This is a genomic window from Amphibacillus marinus, from assembly GCF_900110345.1.
Classification (GTDB): Bacteria; Bacillota; Bacilli; order Bacillales; family Amphibacillaceae; genus Amphibacillus_D; species Amphibacillus_D marinus.
In genome coordinates this window covers 1-19,028 of sequence record NZ_FODJ01000015.1, presented here as the reverse complement: position 1 = coordinate 19,028, position 19,028 = coordinate 1, and the positions used below count along the sequence as shown (strand labels likewise).

Annotated in this window: 18 protein-coding genes; 8 read left to right on the top strand and 10 right to left on the bottom strand. The window is 37.2% G+C overall.

Annotation, left to right across the window (positions count from 1 at the left end; all coding sequences use genetic code 11):
- Positions 1-1,446: 1,446 nt before the first annotated feature.
- Complete coding sequence (locus BM000_RS15380) at positions 1,447-2,451, bottom strand: GTPase (protein ID WP_091500084.1); 1,005 nt, start codon at positions 2,449-2,451, stop codon at positions 1,447-1,449.
- A gap of 450 nt (positions 2,452-2,901) precedes the next feature.
- Here BM000_RS15380 and BM000_RS15375 point away from each other — a divergent pair, with 450 nt between their 5' ends.
- Positions 2,902-3,735 carry a hypothetical protein gene (locus tag BM000_RS15375; protein ID WP_091500082.1) on the top strand — a complete coding sequence of 278 codons (834 nt, stop codon included), beginning with the start codon at positions 2,902-2,904 and terminating at the stop codon, positions 3,733-3,735.
- A 76-nt stretch (positions 3,736-3,811) separates the two neighbouring features.
- On the opposite strand, the gene BM000_RS15370 is transcribed toward BM000_RS15375, so the two are convergent.
- Positions 3,812-4,309, bottom strand: a complete 498-nt coding sequence (locus BM000_RS15370; protein WP_091500080.1) for a hypothetical protein — start codon at positions 4,307-4,309, stop codon at positions 3,812-3,814.
- Positions 4,310-4,495: 186 nt separating this feature from the next.
- On the opposite strand from BM000_RS15370, the gene BM000_RS16885 reads away from it, so the two are divergent.
- Complete coding sequence (locus BM000_RS16885) at positions 4,496-4,645, top strand: hypothetical protein (protein ID WP_177178326.1); 150 nt, start codon at positions 4,496-4,498, stop codon at positions 4,643-4,645.
- A gap of 192 nt (positions 4,646-4,837) precedes the next feature.
- On the opposite strand, the gene BM000_RS15365 is transcribed toward BM000_RS16885, so the two are convergent.
- The 4 genes from BM000_RS15365 to BM000_RS15350 form a co-directional block, all read right to left on the bottom strand.
- Entirely contained in the window at positions 4,838-5,590 is a 753-nt protein-coding gene (locus tag BM000_RS15365; protein WP_091500078.1) for an ABC transporter permease, read from the bottom strand.
- Positions 5,583-6,509, bottom strand: coding sequence for an ABC transporter ATP-binding protein (locus tag BM000_RS15360; protein WP_091500076.1), 927 nt, complete (start codon positions 6,507-6,509; stop codon positions 5,583-5,585). Before BM000_RS15360 ends, BM000_RS15365 begins: the two co-directional genes overlap by 8 nt.
- Before the next feature lie 79 nt (positions 6,510-6,588).
- On the bottom strand, positions 6,589-7,284 hold the full coding sequence (locus tag BM000_RS15355; protein ID WP_091500074.1) for a response regulator transcription factor: 696 nt from the start codon (positions 7,282-7,284) through the stop codon (positions 6,589-6,591).
- On the bottom strand, positions 7,251-8,195 hold the full coding sequence (locus tag BM000_RS15350) for a sensor histidine kinase (RefSeq protein WP_091500073.1): 945 nt from the start codon (positions 8,193-8,195) through the stop codon (positions 7,251-7,253). Before BM000_RS15350 ends, BM000_RS15355 begins: the two co-directional genes overlap by 34 nt.
- A gap of 176 nt (positions 8,196-8,371) precedes the next feature.
- Here BM000_RS15350 and BM000_RS15345 point away from each other — a divergent pair, with 176 nt between their 5' ends.
- The gene (locus BM000_RS15345) at positions 8,372-9,817 is read left to right on the top strand and encodes a DEAD/DEAH box helicase (RefSeq protein WP_091500071.1); all 1,446 of its coding nucleotides are present in this window, start codon (positions 8,372-8,374) and stop codon (positions 9,815-9,817) included.
- Positions 9,818-10,144: 327 nt separating this feature from the next.
- On the opposite strand, the gene BM000_RS15340 is transcribed toward BM000_RS15345, so the two are convergent.
- Positions 10,145-10,354, bottom strand: coding sequence for a hypothetical protein (locus BM000_RS15340; RefSeq protein WP_091500069.1), 210 nt, complete (start codon positions 10,352-10,354; stop codon positions 10,145-10,147).
- 358 nt (positions 10,355-10,712) lie between these two features.
- On the opposite strand from BM000_RS15340, the gene BM000_RS15335 reads away from it, so the two are divergent.
- The gene (locus BM000_RS15335) at positions 10,713-11,345 is read left to right on the top strand and encodes a pentapeptide repeat-containing protein (RefSeq protein WP_091500156.1); all 633 of its coding nucleotides are present in this window, start codon (positions 10,713-10,715) and stop codon (positions 11,343-11,345) included.
- Between the two features lie 142 nt (positions 11,346-11,487).
- Here the strand turns inward: BM000_RS15335 and hxlB are convergent, their stop codons facing one another.
- From hxlB to BM000_RS15320, 3 genes are all read right to left on the bottom strand, one after another.
- Positions 11,488-12,051 (bottom strand): 6-phospho-3-hexuloisomerase, encoded by a 564-nt coding sequence (hxlB, locus tag BM000_RS15330; protein WP_091500067.1) that lies wholly within the window; start codon positions 12,049-12,051, stop codon positions 11,488-11,490.
- Positions 12,048-12,689, bottom strand: a complete 642-nt coding sequence (hxlA, locus tag BM000_RS15325; RefSeq protein ID WP_091500066.1) for a 3-hexulose-6-phosphate synthase — start codon at positions 12,687-12,689, stop codon at positions 12,048-12,050. The genes hxlB and hxlA overlap by 4 nt, the downstream gene beginning before the upstream one ends.
- Before the next feature lie 70 nt (positions 12,690-12,759).
- Positions 12,760-13,512 (bottom strand): DeoR/GlpR family DNA-binding transcription regulator, encoded by a 753-nt coding sequence (locus tag BM000_RS15320; protein ID WP_091500064.1) that lies wholly within the window; start codon positions 13,510-13,512, stop codon positions 12,760-12,762.
- A gap of 288 nt (positions 13,513-13,800) precedes the next feature.
- On the opposite strand from BM000_RS15320, the gene BM000_RS15315 reads away from it, so the two are divergent.
- Genes BM000_RS15315 through BM000_RS15300 form a run of 4 tightly spaced genes read left to right on the top strand, consistent with a single transcriptional unit; the run spans position 13,801 to position 18,375 of the window.
- Positions 13,801-14,604 (top strand): sorbitol-6-phosphate dehydrogenase subunit, encoded by an 804-nt coding sequence (locus BM000_RS15315; RefSeq protein ID WP_091500062.1) that lies wholly within the window; start codon positions 13,801-13,803, stop codon positions 14,602-14,604.
- Positions 14,605-14,617: 13 nt separating this feature from the next.
- Positions 14,618-16,528, top strand: a complete 1,911-nt coding sequence (locus BM000_RS15310) for a PTS mannitol transporter subunit IICBA (protein WP_091500060.1) — start codon at positions 14,618-14,620, stop codon at positions 16,526-16,528.
- Positions 16,529-16,552: 24 nt separating this feature from the next.
- The gene (locus BM000_RS15305; protein ID WP_091500058.1) at positions 16,553-17,710 is read left to right on the top strand and encodes a mannitol dehydrogenase family protein; all 1,158 of its coding nucleotides are present in this window, start codon (positions 16,553-16,555) and stop codon (positions 17,708-17,710) included.
- On the top strand, positions 17,707-18,375 hold the full coding sequence (locus BM000_RS15300; RefSeq protein WP_091500056.1) for an HAD family hydrolase: 669 nt from the start codon (positions 17,707-17,709) through the stop codon (positions 18,373-18,375). Before BM000_RS15305 ends, BM000_RS15300 begins: the two co-directional genes overlap by 4 nt.
- Positions 18,376-19,028 lie beyond the last annotated feature (653 nt).

Below are 19,028 nucleotides of genomic sequence, written 5' to 3'. Positions count from 1 at the left end.
TAATCATCAAGCTTACTAAATTGCAATGATAGCATAAAAAATCATTACTGTTGGTGTAAATAATAGATTACTCTAAGAGCTAGATGCTAAGGATGGAATATTTTTTTAAACAAACTCTTGTTAAAAATTTTTATGTTTGGCATGCTTATCGGCATCTTATATACTGATAAATATTTTGTGTTTGCAAATGTTTTTTAATAATTTCATTCAATGTCACATAGGCACGCCAAATATTATGAAGATTAGAATAAGACATAACTCAATACATATAAGATGCATTTATAACAATGTACATGTTGGCATTTTGTCTAACAACAAATTTAAAACAATTTTTATCCGTACATTATTCATGTTGTTAAATTAATTTTTTTAGAAAGGTTGTTTATATGGGAGTTTTTATCGCTATAGTAATTTCTATTATTATTATTACTTATCTAGGTTTCACTTTTTTGTGTTTTAAATACCTAAAGTTTGCTCTCCATTGGGCTGTTGACTCTTTAAATCCGCTTTTTTTAATTGCTTTAAATGTACTTTACGTCTATATTAAAATAAAAATAACTGATGATTATAATTACATTATTTTTATTATATACTGTGTTCCAATTATAGTTTTAGTAAGTATAGCACTTACATTTAGTAAGATCATTGTGCTCTTTTTTTTAAAACTGAGACCCGCTAAATAGGCAGTAAAATACACACTTCTTAAAAATGATAGTCGATGATGTATAAAACCTAAACTGTAATAATAAGCTATGAGAGATGGACGTATGTTATTTAATTCTGCTCCACTTTGAACAACTTAAGTATGGTGCTTAAACTGCCGTATTTTATTTTGGTACTTACTTTAATAGTTCTCGACAGGCTCAGAATTAATTATTTGATTAACCCCTAATAATACTGCTTATGGCTGTATTTGTTTCTTCTTCTCCCCATAAATGTTTCATAAATTAATTTTAATCCATTTTTATCGAGATCAATTCCATACTTGTAAGCATATGACATCTAGTGTTCTACACTCAATGTCATAAAGTGGTTCGATTCAAACTCTTTCAAATATGGTTAAAAGTTTGTAACTCATAACAGGCCTCTGTGTACGTGTTTGTGTCGTTACTTACATTTAGCACGAAGCTGTTATAAGTTACTTTCTCTTCTGCTTTTTTAGGTGTTGCAATTAATATTACAATTCGTCAAATAAAAAAACATAAATTCAATTGGAAAAATAACCATATTCAAAAGTGCGCACTGGTTATAAACCGGCTTCTTCCATCCATTGTAAATTCAAATGGATACGTCACTCAAATCTTTGAAAATAATTAATTTAATTAAAGATATAAAAAAAGGAGCATAAACAACAGTTCACTAAAAATTCTTCTTTAAAAAATGGATTATTAGAGACCACAAATTGAGCGGAAATACAATAAATTACCTTAGTAAAATAATATTAATTTATGACTCCAACTGTTTCTGTTTATCCCGCATAAACAAAGCATAAATAGATTTTAATCCATTCGTATCTAAATCAATATTATTCTCATAGGCATATTTAATTGAGTGTCCTAAACCCAAGGTCATACTACCAGCAATACTAGCGCCTGCAATTGATCCCGCACCTGGAATGAACTTCGTTACTTGCCGAAATACACCTCTACCGATATTACCTGTAAAAGTTGCAATTGCTAATTCCTTGGCGCGATCCTTTGTCATTGGCTTTTCATATAAGGTAGCTAGCTTTACCATTAACCCTACTTGAATGCCAGTTAGCGGAATAATGTCTGCTCCAGGCAATGGTGCCGCTCCGACTGCTGTTGCTGAGACTGCCGCTGCATTTATCCATTTGTTAGCTACTGTCGCTTTTTCTTTTAAATATTTTGCGAACAAAACGTCTTTTTTTTTGCTTTTCAAAACAGCTAAAATATGAATAGCTAAGATATCAATATTTTCCCCAGTTCTAGAAGAAACCGGTGTTACTTTATATTTAGCTTTGGTATGCGCTTGAATATAATTAACCAAGTCAGGAATATTGTCAGCAGCATCTATTTTATTTAAAACAATAATAATATTTTTATTAACTGCCTCTATTTTTTCTAAAGCCTGCTTCTCCCCATCCGAAAAAACCGTTCCGGCGGCATTTAGAAAAAAGAGCACAATATCTGCTTCTTTATAGAAAGCGAGCGTTTCCTTTGAATGTGCTTGATTAATATCATCTAAGCCTGGTGTATCTGCAAAGATAATCTTGTCTTTGTAGTTATACTTTTTTATGCCTCTTGTTTCACCAGGCTGCGCTCCCACCCTCGCAACATCGTCACCCATTAATTGATTAATTGTTGAAGACTTTCCAGAGTTAACATCACCAATTAATGCCAAGACAATCTCTTGCTCAAGCTGTTCATTAATAGCATTTATTTCTTGCTCATAGATGTGATCGAATTCTTTATCATCAAAGGTTGTCATTGCACGATACCTCGCTCTCTGAAAAATACCTTACCTCTATAGTTTACAACTGATTTGACAATTTTCATATAGTTAAGCTTAAGTATGTCCCTATGGTTAATATTTTTAATCAAGCTATTCTTACCCGTTCTAGAATGTAAACAGGTCTTGTACTCCTTGAGGCTTGAGATCTACTACTGTTTGCCTTTATGGTTTAGGAATAATGAGTTCTGAATCAACTATTTCATGACGAGATTTCCGTAGTGATAGGCAATCTGTATTTCCCAGTACATTCATTTGGCCAGGGGCATTTGCCAATGTGCAAAACTATCCCTCACAAAAAAAGTTATTGTGTTCACCTTAACATTATTATACATTTAATTAAAGCCTTTTCATTTTGCATGTATGTAATAGGCAGAATCACTTTAGATCTAGAAAAGGTACTTAAACAAGGAGTTGGTCAGACAATGTGTGGGATTGGGAACTAAACATGGAATAAGAGATTTAGCGCTACCAAAAAGTCGAAACTTGATTATCAAAGCTATTAATGAGGATTTATTACAAGACCCTAACATTCTAGGTCTGTTTTATGGCGGATCTATTGGCAACGACACTACCGATCTGTACTCGGATATTGACCTCCGTCTGATTATAGCAGATGCGTTTTATGAGTCATATCGACTCAATAAAAAGCAACGGGCTACCAATTGGGGCGAAGTGCTATTTTTTGAAGACGTACCTTCGGCTTCTTATAGCACTGCGCATTTCAAAACATTTGTTAAAGTAGACACGTTTTATTATCAGACCAGAGATATTCACCCCTCTATTTGGTTAAAAAACATTAAAATCATTCACGATACTAACGGCTTTTTAGCAACAGCATTGGAGAAATCTAAGCTTTTAAGCTACGAACTACGCGAAGATAAGTTTGAAATGTGGAGGAGCAAATTTTTTGCATATTTACACGAGGGATATCGGCGCTTGAAGAGAAAAGAAAACTATTATGCACTTCAATGTCTGGATCGGATGCGCTTATTAATGGTTGCCGGGTGGTATATGGATGCTGGCATTGAACCTAATTCACCTACAGATTGGGCCAAGCTTGAAGGTGAACGAAGCCAGCTACTTGATTGGCAACTGGAGCTCCTAACGCACTGGGATAGCGGGAGAGATGCACGTCAAATAACGTGTGTCATTCAATCCATTATCCCTGAATTTAGACATGTGCAGCAAAAATTATCTGACAAACTAAACTTAGCAGAGAACCCGAACGATATAGACGAGATTATTAAGCTAGTTTTTTAGCACCTCAGCAGTGGTAGGCGGCAGGTGTGTTTAGTCTTGCTACTGCTAGAGCTTGCTCTTGAGAGCTGGCTTCGGTTTACATGAGTTCATAGAAAGACGCTTTGCCTAAATGCGGCGCGTATTCATGAACCAACTCACCTAAATCAGCAGAACTATCTAAATCTATCCAGTCATCAATACTCCCAAGATAACAAAAGCGTTCAACCGTAAAAATCCGGGCCTCACTGTCTACCAAACGAAAACGCAATTGTGTTCCATAATGCCATTTTTGTACTGGTACGATAGATTCTAACTTGCCATTTTCATTTGTGTAAATATCAACACTTTCCTTTTTTACATCTAACTTAAAGTCTTCAATTTCACAAAAACGAAGCATGCCATCATTCACAACAGCAATCTCTTCCGGCGTTATGAGCGTTGTTACTTTCTTCCTCGCATATACCTTACCGTTAGGTTCTTCATATATTTCATAGCCAGCGGGCATAATGTCCCAGCAACTATCGATATTCAATTTTTTCGAGAAGTAATAGCGTAATTTACCCGCTTTTGTGTTGGTCGCATGTAAGTAATACATGTCCCACGGAAATTCTCATAGCTAACAATCATTTAAATTACCCTTTCTCTACTTTATAGATACTGTAACATTTTTTATGAACGTTAAACCGGTTTATTTAACTCTCCTACTTTTATCTTCTTGATAATATATTTCATAGAAATATGTTAAACTTAATAAAAGTATTCGGAAGCGAGCTGATAAATAATGAATGATACAGTCATGATTATTTTACCAATGGTTGGTGTTCTTCTGTATTTTCTACTAGACAAAACGAAGGAACTGAAACGATTGGAACAGAAAATTGACAAACTTACTGAGATGATTAAGGACATGAAGCAAACCAATCAAAAATAAGTTAGCACCAATGACTCGAGTGGTAAGATCCAAGCATCCGATTCTTATCATCTGTTCCTAGTCTGAAATTATTATTATGTCAATCCACTTAATTCTTCGGCAATCATAATGATAGAATTGGTTAAAATTACTAGTAATCGTTTAGTATTATCATTCTAAAAATTGTCCATTCACACCTCACCAGCTGCGGTTCTACTTTAGATCTTCCCTCTGCTTATAAAAGAATGCAACCGCCCCAAAGCCCAACAAATAAACAAGCCCAACTGCGATAACATGACTAACATCTGACAGCTTAGCAAAATCCTTTATAGTCATCGCCGTATTAATCAACAAGTAGGATGCTAAATCTGTATCGCTAATAAGCGCTTCAATTGAGCCAATGATCATACCAAAGACATTTAAAGATAGCAGAATTCCAATAATTATACAGGTGATCGTATTTTTTATCATAATTGTCATGCAGAGCACCAGCACTGCAGCCGCCCAATGGAGCAGGAACTGACCCATAATTAATCGACTGAAATAGCCCCAGTCGCCAATTGAGGTGTTATTAAAAAATAAGCCTCTGCCAATTAAATCGGCAATCATTAAGCTGATAAACATTAGTCCGGTGAATAGACCTAAAATAATTATTTTTGAAAAAACGGTATTTCTTCTGGCGTTCGGCAAGGATAAATAATTCTTATAAAATCCGGAGTTATACTCGCTCATATAGAAATAGACGGTGAAAACAGCGATATAAATAAGTATCCATAGGGGTGCTTGGGCCAATACGATTTGAATGTATGCACTGCCATTTAAGCTACTGACAGGCAGTTCCGGCTGTTCGTATTGTTTCTGCATAAACGTGCCAAAGATTTGAAAAGCCATAAAGATTAAAATTAAGAGATACATCAGTTTATTTGAAAAGAAACGATGAAAATCCATTTTGAGTAAATTAATCATCTTGCTCACCGATCCTTTCAATCCGTTCTAGAAAATAGTGCTCCAAGCTTTGGCTCTGGTTCTTAATCGCGTGGACAAAGAGGTTCTCGTCCGCTAATGCTTTTACAATTTGCTGACTTTTGATCTGCTGCTCATAGATATGAATCACACGCTCACTGATTACCTTATACCGTTTAATACCAAGCCACTCTTCTAAAATTGGCACAGCCACTTTTGCTTGGTCGACCTCCACTTCAATTCGATCCTCGCACTTTAACAGCAGCTCATCCTTCGACATCGTTTCAATAATCTTCCCCTGATTGATAATCGCATATTGAGTGGCTACCTTTGATAGCTCTTCAAGGATATGACTTGATATAATAATGGTCAAGCCAGCTTTATTTAGTTCCAAAATAAGCTGCCTTATGCTGGCAATACCTTGCGGGTCTAAGCCATTGGTTGGCTCATCGAGAATAAGTACATCTGGACTACCTAATAAGGCCATCGCAATGCCTAACCGTTGCTTCATCCCCATCGAATAGTCTTTAACCTTTGTCTTGCTAGCTGACGACAAGTCAACCATATTTAACAGGTTAGTTATCTCTGCTTTGCGATTCTTGAAACCATAAGCAAGGGCAATTAAATCTAAGTTTTTGTAACCGGTATATTGCGGAAATACACCGACCTGTTCGATTAAAATCCCCATCCGTTCATAATAGCCTGGGTTAGCTTGTGCGTTATGGTTAAATAAAATAATATCCCCTGCTGTTGGGTGAATGAACCCGGCCAGCATTTTAAGCAAGGTTGACTTACCAGCGCCATTCGGGCCAATTAAGCCAAAGATGTCACCTTTTCTTATCGTCAGATCCACATGATCGACTGCTAGCTGTGATTTAAATGTTTTGGTTAACTGTCTCATTTCAATTAATTCATTAGCCATCGTCAATTACCTCCTTAACCTCATAATGAAGGGTAAAAGCTAACATAACGTCAAGAAAAGGTTAAGACTTTTCAAAGCTTTACTTACTTAACCTAAACCCGATTCCCCAGACTGTCTCAATGTATTGCGCTTCATCATGCGTTTTAATCTTATGACGAATATTGCTAATATGCACAGTAATTGTTTTATCCTCTCCCATGTAGTGATCGCCCCATGCAAGCTGATAGAGATCATCTTTCGTGAAAACACGAGTTGGATTTTTGACCAAGAGCTCGAGAATTTTGTACTCCTGTCTCGTTAGGGTCAATTCGTTGTTTTTTACTGTAACGGTTCGGGTATGACAATTCATGTTCAGTTCTTTATGTTTATATGTTAATTCACTAGCTCTTTCTGCACTTCTTCTAATATGAACGTGGACTCTGGCTAATAATTCTTTCACTTCAAAGGGCTTGGTCACATAATCATTAGCACCTAATTCAAACAAATTCAATTTATAATCAAGCTGATCCTTAGCAGAAAGAACAATGACGGGCGTTTGGTGTCTTAATTCGGTCCTTAATTCTGACATTAATACTTCCCCCTGAATACCTGGGAGCATCAAATCAAGAATAATGAGCGCATACTCCTGTTGGTTAAGTAGTAGCTTTGCTTCACTACCTGAAAAAGCCTGGGTACACTGGAAATTTTCTTTCGTTAGCACATCAAAGATAATCGTATTGATATGTTGGTCATCTTCAATAATTAGAATGGTCGATTCGCTGAATTTTGTAGCCACTTTTCCACTTCCTCTCCTGCTTTCGTGAAAACAAGCACTAAGCAAAACCGATCGTGCTCGAGCGCCGCATTAACCTGACCACCCATTTTCTCGACTAATGTTTTGACAATCGAGAGCCCGAGCCCCGAAGAATAATGCTGGCGAGACGAATCACCTTTATAGAACCGGGTGAAAATCTTCTCCAAATTGATTCGTTCACTTTCCTTTACCGCATTAACAAAGGAAAGAGTGAGACTATCGTTCTTTTCCTCAAAATAAATCTCTAAATCACCATTACCATGGATGAGATAGTTTTGAATGATATTATCATAGACACGCTCAAGGGCTAGTGTGTTTCCACTTACAAAGATCGCTTGATCAGGCAAGCTAATACTTGGTTCAGAGCCTTTCTCGGTGAAGGCATCAATAAATCTTAACGCACTTCTTTTTAAACAATTCACCATATCGAGTTGCTCAACTGCTAATATGTAATCTTGATTTTGTAATTTAGTATACAACAAAAGCTCATCAACTAGTGTGATCGTTTGCTTCATTCTGCTTCGGGCCAGCTTTAAGTAATGATGGCTTTCCTTAAGGTCATTGGCTCGATCGGCAAGCTGCAAATAACCGTCTAAAGATGTAAGTGGCGTGCGGATATCATGAGATAAATTCACAATTGTTGTACTAATTTCTTCACTTTTCACTGCGAGTTCCTGCTTCTGTTCTCTTTGTTGACGCAGAAGTTGATTGCAAAACTCAGTAAGCTGGTAAATCTCTGTTGGTTTGAGCTGAGTTTGGAGCAACTTGAGCGAATCGTGCTTCGAAATAAAGGTTAATTGCTGGCCAATCTCTCTTATTTGGCTTCGATAGTAAAGGATATAGCTCATTTGTAAGAAACAGATAATGGATAGAATAATAACAGCAATAAGCACCTTGTCACGTCCTTTTTAGTTAAACTAAAATAATTTTACCATATAACTGCACGAGCAATACGGATTGAATAAGCAATTGCATTTGTCATGCCACTCAGGTATATTGAAGCTTTAAAGTATTGCATCGTTAACGAGATAGTATTCTATTTAAATAATAAAAAAAAAGAGGTTGAAAAATGAGTGAAAAAAGTTTTGTCGATTATCCAATTAGTGACGAAATAAAGCGAGCACTAACGGTATTAAAGTACGACACGCCCACAGAAGTTCAAAGCAAAGTACTTCCATTAGCTTTAGAAAATAACGATCTTGTAGTTCAGGCGCAGACAGGGAGCGGAAAAACAGCATCCTTCGGTATTCCTATTACCGATATGATTGAGTGGCTGGAAAATAAACCACAGGCTCTGATTCTAACCCCGACGCGAGAACTTGCCGTTCAAGTTCGTGAGGATGTGACGAATATTGGAAGATTTAAACGCATCAAAGCATTAGCCATCTATGGAAGAGAACCGTTTAGACCACAGCAGGATGCGTTAAAGCAAAAGATCCATGTCGTTGTCGGGACGCCTGGACGTGTACTTGATCATATTGATCGCGGGACAATCGCATTAGATCAAATAAAGTATCTTATTATTGATGAAGCCGATGAAATGCTTAATCGCGGGTTTATTGAGCAAGTCGAAGCAATCATTGACGAGCTTCCGACCAATCGCGTTACCATGGTTTTTTCAGCGACATTCCCTAAAGATATTGAGAAGCTTTGCCATAAGTATATGCATGAGCCGACCCATATTGAGATTGCAACAACTGGAATAACTGCTAATACCATTGAGCACGGCTTAATTGAAGTTCGAGAGGAAGGCAAGATTCCACTCCTCAAAGACTTAACAGTTATTGAAAATCCAGACAGTTGCCTAATCTTCTGCCGAACAAAAGACAACGTTGATACAGTATATAGCGAACTGGATCAAGCCGGCTATCCTTGTCAAAGACTTCATGGGGGGCTAGAGCAGGAGACGCGTTTTGCTGTTATGGACGGCTTCAAATCCGGGAACTTTCGCTATCTTGTCGCAACCGATGTCGCTGCTAGAGGAATCGATATTGATAATGTGACCCTCGTTGTGAACTATGATGTTCCACTGGAGACCGATGCCTATGTGCACAGAACCGGAAGAACGGGCCGGGCCGGCAATAAAGGCAAGGCAATCACGCTTGCAACACCATACGAAGGCAAGTTCGTTAAAGAAATTGAGAACTATATTGGCTTTACAATACCTACGATGGAAGCACCAGCTAATTCAGAAGTGACGAGCGGACAAGCTGCTTTTGAAGAGAAGCAGGGCAGCAAACGGATTGTAAAAAATAGTAAAACAGCCCGCATGAATCAGGATATATTGAAGCTTCATTTCAACGGTGGGAAAAAGAAAAAACTCCGCGCGGTAGATTTTGTCGGAACAATTGCTAAAATCCCTGGTATTACTGCCGATGATATCGGTATTATCACCATTCATGAGCAAATGACCTATGTTGATATTTTGAACGGAAAAGGATCAATTGTCATGCAAGCGATGGCGAATACGACGATTAAAGGAAAGCAGTTGAGAGTGAGTAAGGCGCGGAAATAGTTGATAAACATTAATGGGGGAGAATAATATGATGACTTTAGATTACTTTTTAGTATTTTTCTCTGTGATTACTTTTTATATGCTTTACTAATCGAAAGTAAAGTTCAGAAGAATGGTAAGGCTTTGGCTGACTTGAATAAAGAAATTGAATTACTGTGATCGAAATTAAATGAAGAAGACTAATTTTTCAATAGTGTCTCCCCACTCCCTTTGCGGCTTGTTGTCAACAGCCATTATATAAGGAGTGGGGAGTTTCTAATTTTTTGAAATTTTTTAACCTCATGTTTTTTAAAAGATATCAAGTAGTGTACAGCTAACCTTATCCCTTTATCGCGATGCCTTTGGCGGTTGGCATTCGTCACACTTTCGTTGGTGTTTATTTTTGAATTTCGTCAAGTTTTTTTCGAAATTGTTACCACAAGCACATCTAAATTGTAATTTTTGCGAAAAGCCGTGATATTCCGTTGTCAATAACTTACTTGTCGAATTTTCCTCAACAAATTTTTTAATTTCATCAATGGTCCATCGTTTATTCATTCACCTATACCTCCATATTTTATCAAATTTTATTTAGGGCTTTATTTTTTGAGTGAAAGTGTAATAATCCTAAGTGGTTAATTATATCATGAGCTTGAATAATTCGTTATCTTTGATTTTTACTTCGTTGTTTCGAATTTGCTCAATATTATATTTAATAACCTTACAATCTATCAAGACTCAATTACCTATAAATAAAAACAATTATATAGTGATGTTGCTGTAAGGAGCTGAAAAATGTCTAAGAGGAGGTATTACTGCTATTTTTCAATTCGGAAACAACTCCTTAACACTTGACAAGGGAATGGTACAATAGATAAAGAGGTTGCTCTAATCTTAATAGAAACAGGTGATCATGATTAAAATTGATAAACCAAAACTACCACAAACCCTACCTTTAGGAAGCTTTCATGCTATTTTTGATGATATTGACCCCTATTTAGAAGGGATTGAAATTGAACGTGCTGACTTTGATAACGAGTCATTGAGTAACGTGCGTTTGTATCAAATGATCGTTAAACATGCGACGTTTAGGCAAACAGCCTTGCCAAACATTGATATCACAGACGTTCAGTTCGAGAATTGTGATTTTTCAAATGCTGACTTGAGCAGAGCCAGTATTCATCGGGTTACCTTTAAAAATTGCAAGCTATTGGGTGTAAAGCTTGTTGAGGGCAGGCTCGGTAATGTTTTATTTGACAATTGTTTGCTGTCAATGAGCAGCTTTGGTGATTCAAAGCTAGATAAGGTACGGTTTAGCTCATCCACCTTAGAAAGCGCGGATTTCTTTAGTTGCAAGTTAACAAAAACCGTTTTTAATGACTGTAATCTTAATGGCGTTAATTTTGACCAAACGAAATTAAAGGGCATTGATATTAGTCGTTCACGCTTTGAATCACTCACGGTTTCGCCAGATGAACTGAAGGGCTGTATCGTATCGGAAGAACAAGCTCTTGCTTTTGCTCAGATGCTTGGCTTAGTTATTAAATAATCAGTGGACTTTTATTCAACAATGCTTCTGGCCATTTCCAATATCCCTGTTGCTATGAGCATCTATAACTTAGCTTCGTATTCTAGCATAAAGTAACTTGCCCTCAATCAGAGTTTGACTTTAATTGAGGACAAGTTATATCTTATTCTAAATCCGCATGGCGAGGAAACATGGATTCTGTCGTTTCATCTAAATGTTCCATCAGTTCTAATATAATACCATCATAGGTTAAAAACGACATTTGTTCAAAAGCTGATCCCATCGGTTGAATAGAAGTAATTGTTATACCGGCATTCTTTAATTTAGGGGACACACCAGGCAGCGTTACAATTACTTCAGCCAGTTGGCCAATCTTTGATTTTTCATCCATTGTCACTAAGGCTATTTTCACCCCAGCTTTGTTAGCTTTGTTGGCAATGGAAACAAGACTGTCTGTTTCTCCAGAGCCAGAGCCAATAATTAATAAATCATTTGAGTCACTGTGGGGATTCGATACATCTCCAACAATGCTAACTGACTTACCCAAGTGCATGAGACGGTTAGCAAATCCTCGGATGGCGATACCAGATCGTCCTGATCCGGCTAAAAAAATATGATTTGCTTCTTTAATTGCAGCAATGAGTTTATCTAGCTGTGCATCATTTAAATGTGTAACATTACTTGCTAATTCTTTTAGTATTTGTTCTGTGTATTTTTTTACACTCAAACTGAATTCACTCCTTTTAATTGATTAGCTAAATTCTTCGCCGCTTCAACTGGATTATCTGCATGGATAATACCACCGCCAACAATCAGAATGTCCGGTCTATATGTCAGGTAGTCCTTTATCGATTGTTGATTAATACCACCCGCTACAGCAATGGGTGTTTTTTTGACATATTTACTTAGCACTTTTAAATCATCTAGCGGGGTCCGTCCTGCTGCTTGTTGGTCGACACCAGTATGAACAGCGATCGCATCAACATTTAGCTCTTCTAATCGTTGACTACGTTCCTTCAAGTCCTTTACACAGATCATATCAACCATGACTTTTCCAGCATGAGCTCTTGCTGCACGGACCACCTCCTCAATCGTTAAATCGTCCGTCACACCTAAAACAGTCACATAATCAGCTCCTGCTTCAAAGGTGAGTTGTGCTTCGTAGCTACCAGCATCCATGATCTTAGCATCACACAACACCTCTATTGTCGAAAAGGATTGCTTAATTGACCGGACACCTTCCATACCATACTCCATCATAAAGGGCGTACCGACCTCTACAATATCAATGTAAGGCTCTATAGCTTTCAACAAGCTTAAAGCATCATTTAGCGTAATGTCATCTAGTGCTAATTGTAATTTCATAGCTTACCTCTCCTCTCTTTACATTTAGATGTTACAATTGCTCCGTAACAAGGATCACATTAGTTCTTGCCTAGGCATTAATAATGGATACACCTCTTTTTACAAACTCCTGCAACAATACTTCGTCAACTGCATTCGTGATTAAATAGTCAACCTGGTCTGTCTCTATACATATATAGTTGTCATGCACACCTAATTTGTCTGCTGTAGCAATACCAATTACTTCATCAGATACTTCGGCCATCTTTCGTTTCATTTGTGCCTCAAGTTGATTGTGCACTGTGATACCGACAGTAGGGTCAAAGTTGTATACGCCCATTAAATACGTATCGACCTTAATTTTTGTAAGCTCCTGCATTGCCTCGAATCCAAGACTGACAGCTGCTCGCTTAGCAAATGTTCCACCAAGTAAAATGGTCTCAATATTCTTCTTTTGCATTAGCGCAATTGCTATAAAAGGGCTATTTGTAATAATAGTTGCTTTAAAATCAGGCGATAAAGCTTCAACCAATCTTAGATTTGACGTACTCCCATCCACTAAAATAACACTATTTTCTCTAAATAACGGAAGTGCTCCTAGCGCTAATTGGTTTTTTAGCTCTGTATCAATTTGTTGGCGCTGTTCAAAATTGGTTACAGCTGGCCCATTACTAATCGCCCCACTATGGACCCTTTTCAATTGCCCTTTTTGATCCATCTCTCTTAAATCTCTTCTAACCGTGTCCTCAGAAACATCCAAGCGTTGACTCAATTCTTTAGCAATTACCCTATTTTCCACCGTTAATATCTGTAATATTTTTTTTTGACGTTCTCTTTTTAGCACGATAACACCTCCTAATTGGTCCTTAATGTAACTAAGTTTAACATAAATAACTAAATACTAGTATTATTTTTTCTTGAACATGCAAAAAAAATAATTAAAAGCGCATAAAAGGGTTGATTTATACTTGTTTTGCAATTACAATGACCTTAATAGCACAAACAATTAATATTTTTGCTTGTTTATGCTCGTGTTAGCGTTTTATTTGTCTGCGTCAGGAGGGGGTTTTTCGCAAAGAAGGTTTAGAGATTAGTTAAATGAAAAAAATAATTAACATGAGGTGAAGATAAAATGAGTTCAAAATGGTTAGATTTATCAGGTAAGGTCGTAATTGTCACAGGTGGTAGTATGGGACTTGGCGAAAAGATGGTCGATAATTTAACTGCAAATGGTGCATTTGTTATTTCTGTAGATTTAGTCGAGAATGATGCTCAAAAAGAAAATGTAAGCGTTGACTTTATCAAATGTGATATTTCAAATAAAAAAGATGTTGAGCAGATGGTAGATAAAGTCTTTCAAAAGCATGGAAGAATTGACGGTTTAGTTAATAATGCCGGGGTAAGTCGACCACGTATGTTAGTCGACTACTATGGTGAAAAGCCTGAGTATGAGCTAAGTGAAGATGACTTTGACTTTATGGTTCGGATTAACCAAAAAGGTGTATTCCTTTGTTCACAGGCGGTTGCACGTGTCATGATCAAACAGCAAAGTGGCGTAATCCTAAATATGTCTTCTGAAGCTGGCATTGAAGGTTCGAAAGGGCAGAGTTGTTATGCCGGTACAAAAGCAGCTGTGCATGCATTTGCACTATCTTGGGCTAAAGAACTTGGTCCTTATAATATTAGAGTAGTCGGAGTAGAGCCAGGCATAAATGTCCGTACACCAATGAATAACGATGAGGCATTTAAAGCCCTTGCCTACACAAGAGGGCAAGATCCAAATAATATCTCGGCAAATTATGAAACAGTTATTCCATTGGGACGACCAGGTGAAATAGAAGAGATTGCTGACTTAATTTCTTATTTAATATCTGATCATTCAAGTTATATAACTGGGACAACCATTAATATTACGGGTGGAAAATCTAAAGGATAAAGGAGCAACCAAGATGGAACATGCTGTTAAAAAAAGTAATGGTGTAATTTTAGCACGAATCCGTAAATTTGGTGGCCACATGAGTGGAATGGTTATGCCTAATCTAGGTGCGTTTGTAGGTTGGGGCTTAATAGCAGCATTATTTATCCCAAATGGGTGGTTTCCAAATGAACAAATTAATGAGATCGTTGGTCCTATTCTTAATTTCTTATTTCCACTATTAATTGGTTATACCGCTGGTTATAACATTCACGGACAGCGCGGTGGCGTAATTGGCGCCTTTGCAACTATGGGGGTTATTATTGGGTCAGATGTAACAATGATCAGTGGAGCTATGGTTATGGGCCCACTTTCTGCATGGGTATTAAAGAAATTCGACCAAGCTGTGCAGGATAGAATAAAACCTGGTTTTGAAATGTTTGTTAATAATTTCAGCTTAGGCATTATCGGTGCAGTTCTGACTATACTGGCTTTCATGTCAGTTGGTCCGTTTATTCAACTGCTAATTTCTGGATTAACTGCAGGCGTTCGATGGACAACTGAAAATCAACTTATCCCATTACTATCCGTTTTTATGGCACCAGCTCAAGTTTTATTCTTGAACAACGTTGTGAATCATGGAATTCTGGCACCAATTGGCTATGCTCAAGCAGCCGAACTAGGCAAATCCATTATGTTCCTTGTTGATACAAATAATGGTCCCCTATTAGGAACCCTGTTATCGATCGCAATCTTTGGAAAGGGGAGAGCTAAAAATACAGCTCCAATGGCCATGTTTATAGCAGGGATCGCCGGCATCGGAGAAGTATACTTCCCATTTGTATTAGCCAACCCAATTTTATTATTTGCAACTATGGGTGGATTATCCGTCTCACTATTTTTACAGGTTTTATTGGGTGGTGGATTAATTGGCGTTGCTTCACCTGGTAGTTTAATTGCCATCGCCATGATGACCCCTAAGGATGCTATTTGGGCAAACCTCATTTCAATATTAGCCGGATTCATTGTGTCCGCTGTTATTGGTGCCTTTCTATTAAAGATTTTTGGTTCTGGTGAAGAGAAAGCCGATCCCTCACTTGATTTTAATGTAGGAGGTAGAAGCGTTAAGACTGTCGATAATTTTAAGGCTAATGTAGCGTCTACTAATCTTATTAAGAAGATCATTGTTGCGTGTGATTCTGGAATGGGTTCAAGCGCTATGGGAGCTTCTGTATTAAGAAATCGATTAAAAAAAGAAGGATTAGAAGGAATAACAGTTACAAACGCTTCTGCTAATAAAATTGGATCTGATACTGATTTAGTCATTACACTGGATTCTCTAATTGAACGCGCTAGACTAAACAATAAAAATGAAGATACCTTCTACCTTTCAATAAACAATTTCTTAAAAGAGGATCATTACGATGAAGCAATTGATTTAATAAAGAGCAGAAACCAAGATTCTATTGATTCGTCTCCAGTAGATGTTGATGATCAGGAACAGACAGTCCTGCCTGTGACGCTCAAAGAAAAAGATATCATACTTAATGCTAAATTCACAACTCAAGAGGAAGCCATCAGATCTGCCGGGAAAATCCTGGTTGAGCAAAATTATGTACAGCCCGAGTATATTGATCAGATGGTTGAACGGAATCAAAGGTTGTCTGTTTACATTGGTAACCATGTTGCCATCCCACATGGACTAGAGGATTCAGATCAATTAATTATAGAATCTGGCATTTCAATCATTCAAGTTCCTGATGGTGTCGAATTTGACGGTGAGATTGCATATGTCGTAATCGGTATTGCAGGTAAAGATAATTCACATTTGCAAATCCTTAGCAATATTTCTTTAACGTTAATGGATGAAGAGAATGTAAACAAAATTAGATATGCAAAATCGCGACAAGAAATACTTGCTTTATTTACGGACAGAGAAGAATAGACAGAAATTTTGGAGGCGTTCTAATTGAAAAATGTATTAATTGTTGGAGCAGGTAGACTAGGAAAAGGATTTGTAGGAGAAACTTTTTTTAATGCAGGCTGGAACATTAGTTTTTTAGATAAAGACCCTAAAGTAATTAAAGAACTATTGAAAAACGGTAACTATAAGGTACGTGTCCATAAAACAGATACTGTAGTTGATAATGTGATCTCTGGTTATCAGGCTTTTACAACGGATAAACAGCATTCTGTATCTGAGGCATTCTTAAGCTCTGATCTATTGATGCTCCCTCTATACCCTGAAGATTTTAAAGAAGCAGCTCATTATTTAGGTGAATTATTTGAACAACAGTTTAAGCAGAATCCTAATAGTAAAAAGACTTTGATTTGTTTAACAAATAAAAATCATATTATTCCTGAGATTACAGCTTATTTTAGGGATAACCTTACGAATCAAGAAACAAAAGATTGGTTTGACAGTCATGTTGCCATTCGTGACTCGATTGTAAGAAGATCGACTGATGCCGAAACCAATTATTCAACTAACTTGGTTACAACTGCTGTAGCATCACTTATTATTCAAGAGCCTGTCTACTCAGATTTTTCGGATGTACAATGGTTAGATGTCCGTAAAAATGTTGCCATGCTAAAGGATATCAAAGTTTTTACCATTAATGGTCCTCATGCAGCCACGGCCTACTATGGCTATCTAAAAGGCTTTGATGATATTCCAACAGCAGCTCAGGAGGAAGATATCGCAGCATTAATAAAAGGTGTACATGACGCAACCGTTCAAGCCGTCCTAAAAGAATACCCGGTAACAAGAGATGAAATCCGGGAATTAGAATACTTACCCGAGGCAAAAAACGAAATGCCTGATACCATTTTCCGCGTCGGGTATGATCCTATTCGAAAAGTGGGGCCAAAAGATCGCTTTATGGGTGTAGTAGCACTTTGTGAAAAATACGACATTAATTATGACGCTATTACGAAAGCAATTGCTTGTGCTTTTGCCTATACTGAACCACAGGATGCAAATGCAATAAAACTCCAGGATGACATTGAACAGAATGGCTTGCAGAATACTGTGGCGAGCCATATAGGAAGAGATCAAAATAGTGAAGTAGTCGCAAAAATAGTAGACGAATATAATAAGCTTGCCCAGTTAGGATTAATTGGATGAAAATTAAAGCGATAATATTTGATATGGATGGTGTTCTGGTTGATACAGAACCCATCCAGTTCTTAAGACAGCAGAATTATTTACAAAGTCTAGGTATCACTATCCCTGATGAAGAACTTAAAAAAATAGTTGGGGGAAATAAGCCGATGACGTGGCAAATTATATCTAAATACTATCATAAGCCTACAAATCATCAAGAGTACTTTGAGGCCTTCAACACCTATTATCAAGATGATCCTATTCCTTTTGAAACATTACTAAACAATGGTGTTATACAAATACTAGATTGGCTTCAGAAAAGTGGCTACAGACTCGCACTAGCATCTTCGGCGAGCCCAGACAAGATAGAAGCTATTCTAACCACCTGTCAAATAAAACCGTACTTCGAGCTGGTTATAAGTGGTGATATGTTTGCGATGTCTAAGCCACATCCTGAAATCTATCAAACAACAGCACAACAGTTAGGTTTTGAGCCTGCTCAATGTCTTGCTGTTGAAGATTCAAATTATGGAATAGAATCTGCCAAAAGAGCTGGTATGTATACCGTTGCAAAAAAGGAGACACGCTTTCCTTTTTCCCAAGAGCATGCTGATGAAATGATTGAATCACTTGCTGATTTAAAGGATCTCCTCACCCAGCTAAACACGGGTGAGCTAGATGGCTAGGTTTTTCAGGGAATTTAATAAGCATTTGTATATGATTGTCTTATTAATCTTTTTTGCACCTGTAGGATTATATCTCATGTTTAGAAAGAGTTATTGGAATTCAGGCACTCGATTAGCTGTTTGTATTATATATGCGATTGGCATATTCGTAAATATACTTACACTAACTTAAAACATATAGACCATATTTATATGGTCGGTAAGGGTTGGGGTGGCACGCTGCACCCTAGCGCTTCCTCTTTCTTGGGAAACTCACTTGCTAGTGAAGTAAAAAAGGGGCTGAGACAAAAGCTTAATTAGATAAGGAAAATCCGAACATTATGTCTGAAAGCATATGGCGCTTCGGTAAAACACTTCGCTTTCCGTGGGCACGGCTTCGGCTAACTGTGTGAAGAAAGACACTTCACACAGTGGATCCTCAGCTCGTGCTGTTCCCACAGGAGTCTACGTATCTTACCTACGCTTAATCAGAATGTTCGGATACCCTGTTTCAATATTTAGTTATGTCCCAGCTTCTTCTAAAAAAAACATTTGAGACTTATAGTTATAACCTTAGTTAAATAAAGATAAAAATTGCAAATCAAAAGTTGAGTTCTTATGTTTTTGAGAATAAGTGCCTTTAATGGTCTCGTTAGCGTTAATCAACTACAACA

Bases quoted from the DNA above. Each gene is read 5' to 3' on its own strand.
- BM000_RS15360 (WP_091500076.1), bottom strand. From the start codon at position 6,509: ATGGCTAATGAATTAATTGAAATGAGACAGTTAACCAAAACATTTAAA.
- BM000_RS15370 (WP_091500080.1), bottom strand. From the start codon at position 4,309: ATGTATTACTTACATGCGACCAACACAAAAGCGGGTAAATTACGCTAT.
- BM000_RS15300 (WP_091500056.1), top strand. From the start codon at position 17,707: ATGAAAATTAAAGCGATAATATTTGATATGGATGGTGTTCTGGTTGAT.
- BM000_RS15315 (WP_091500062.1), top strand. From the start codon at position 13,801: ATGAGTTCAAAATGGTTAGATTTATCAGGTAAGGTCGTAATTGTCACA.
- BM000_RS15380 (WP_091500084.1), bottom strand. From the start codon at position 2,451: ATGACAACCTTTGATGATAAAGAATTCGATCACATCTATGAGCAAGAA.
- BM000_RS16885 (WP_177178326.1), top strand. From the start codon at position 4,496: ATGAATGATACAGTCATGATTATTTTACCAATGGTTGGTGTTCTTCTG.
- BM000_RS15340 (WP_091500069.1), bottom strand. From the start codon at position 10,354: ATGAATAAACGATGGACCATTGATGAAATTAAAAAATTTGTTGAGGAA.
- BM000_RS15345 (WP_091500071.1), top strand. From the start codon at position 8,372: ATGAGTGAAAAAAGTTTTGTCGATTATCCAATTAGTGACGAAATAAAG.
- BM000_RS15310 (WP_091500060.1), top strand. From the start codon at position 14,618: ATGGAACATGCTGTTAAAAAAAGTAATGGTGTAATTTTAGCACGAATC.
- BM000_RS15365 (WP_091500078.1), bottom strand. From the start codon at position 5,590: ATGATTAATTTACTCAAAATGGATTTTCATCGTTTCTTTTCAAATAAA.
- hxlA (WP_091500066.1), bottom strand. From the start codon at position 12,689: ATGAAATTACAATTAGCACTAGATGACATTACGCTAAATGATGCTTTA.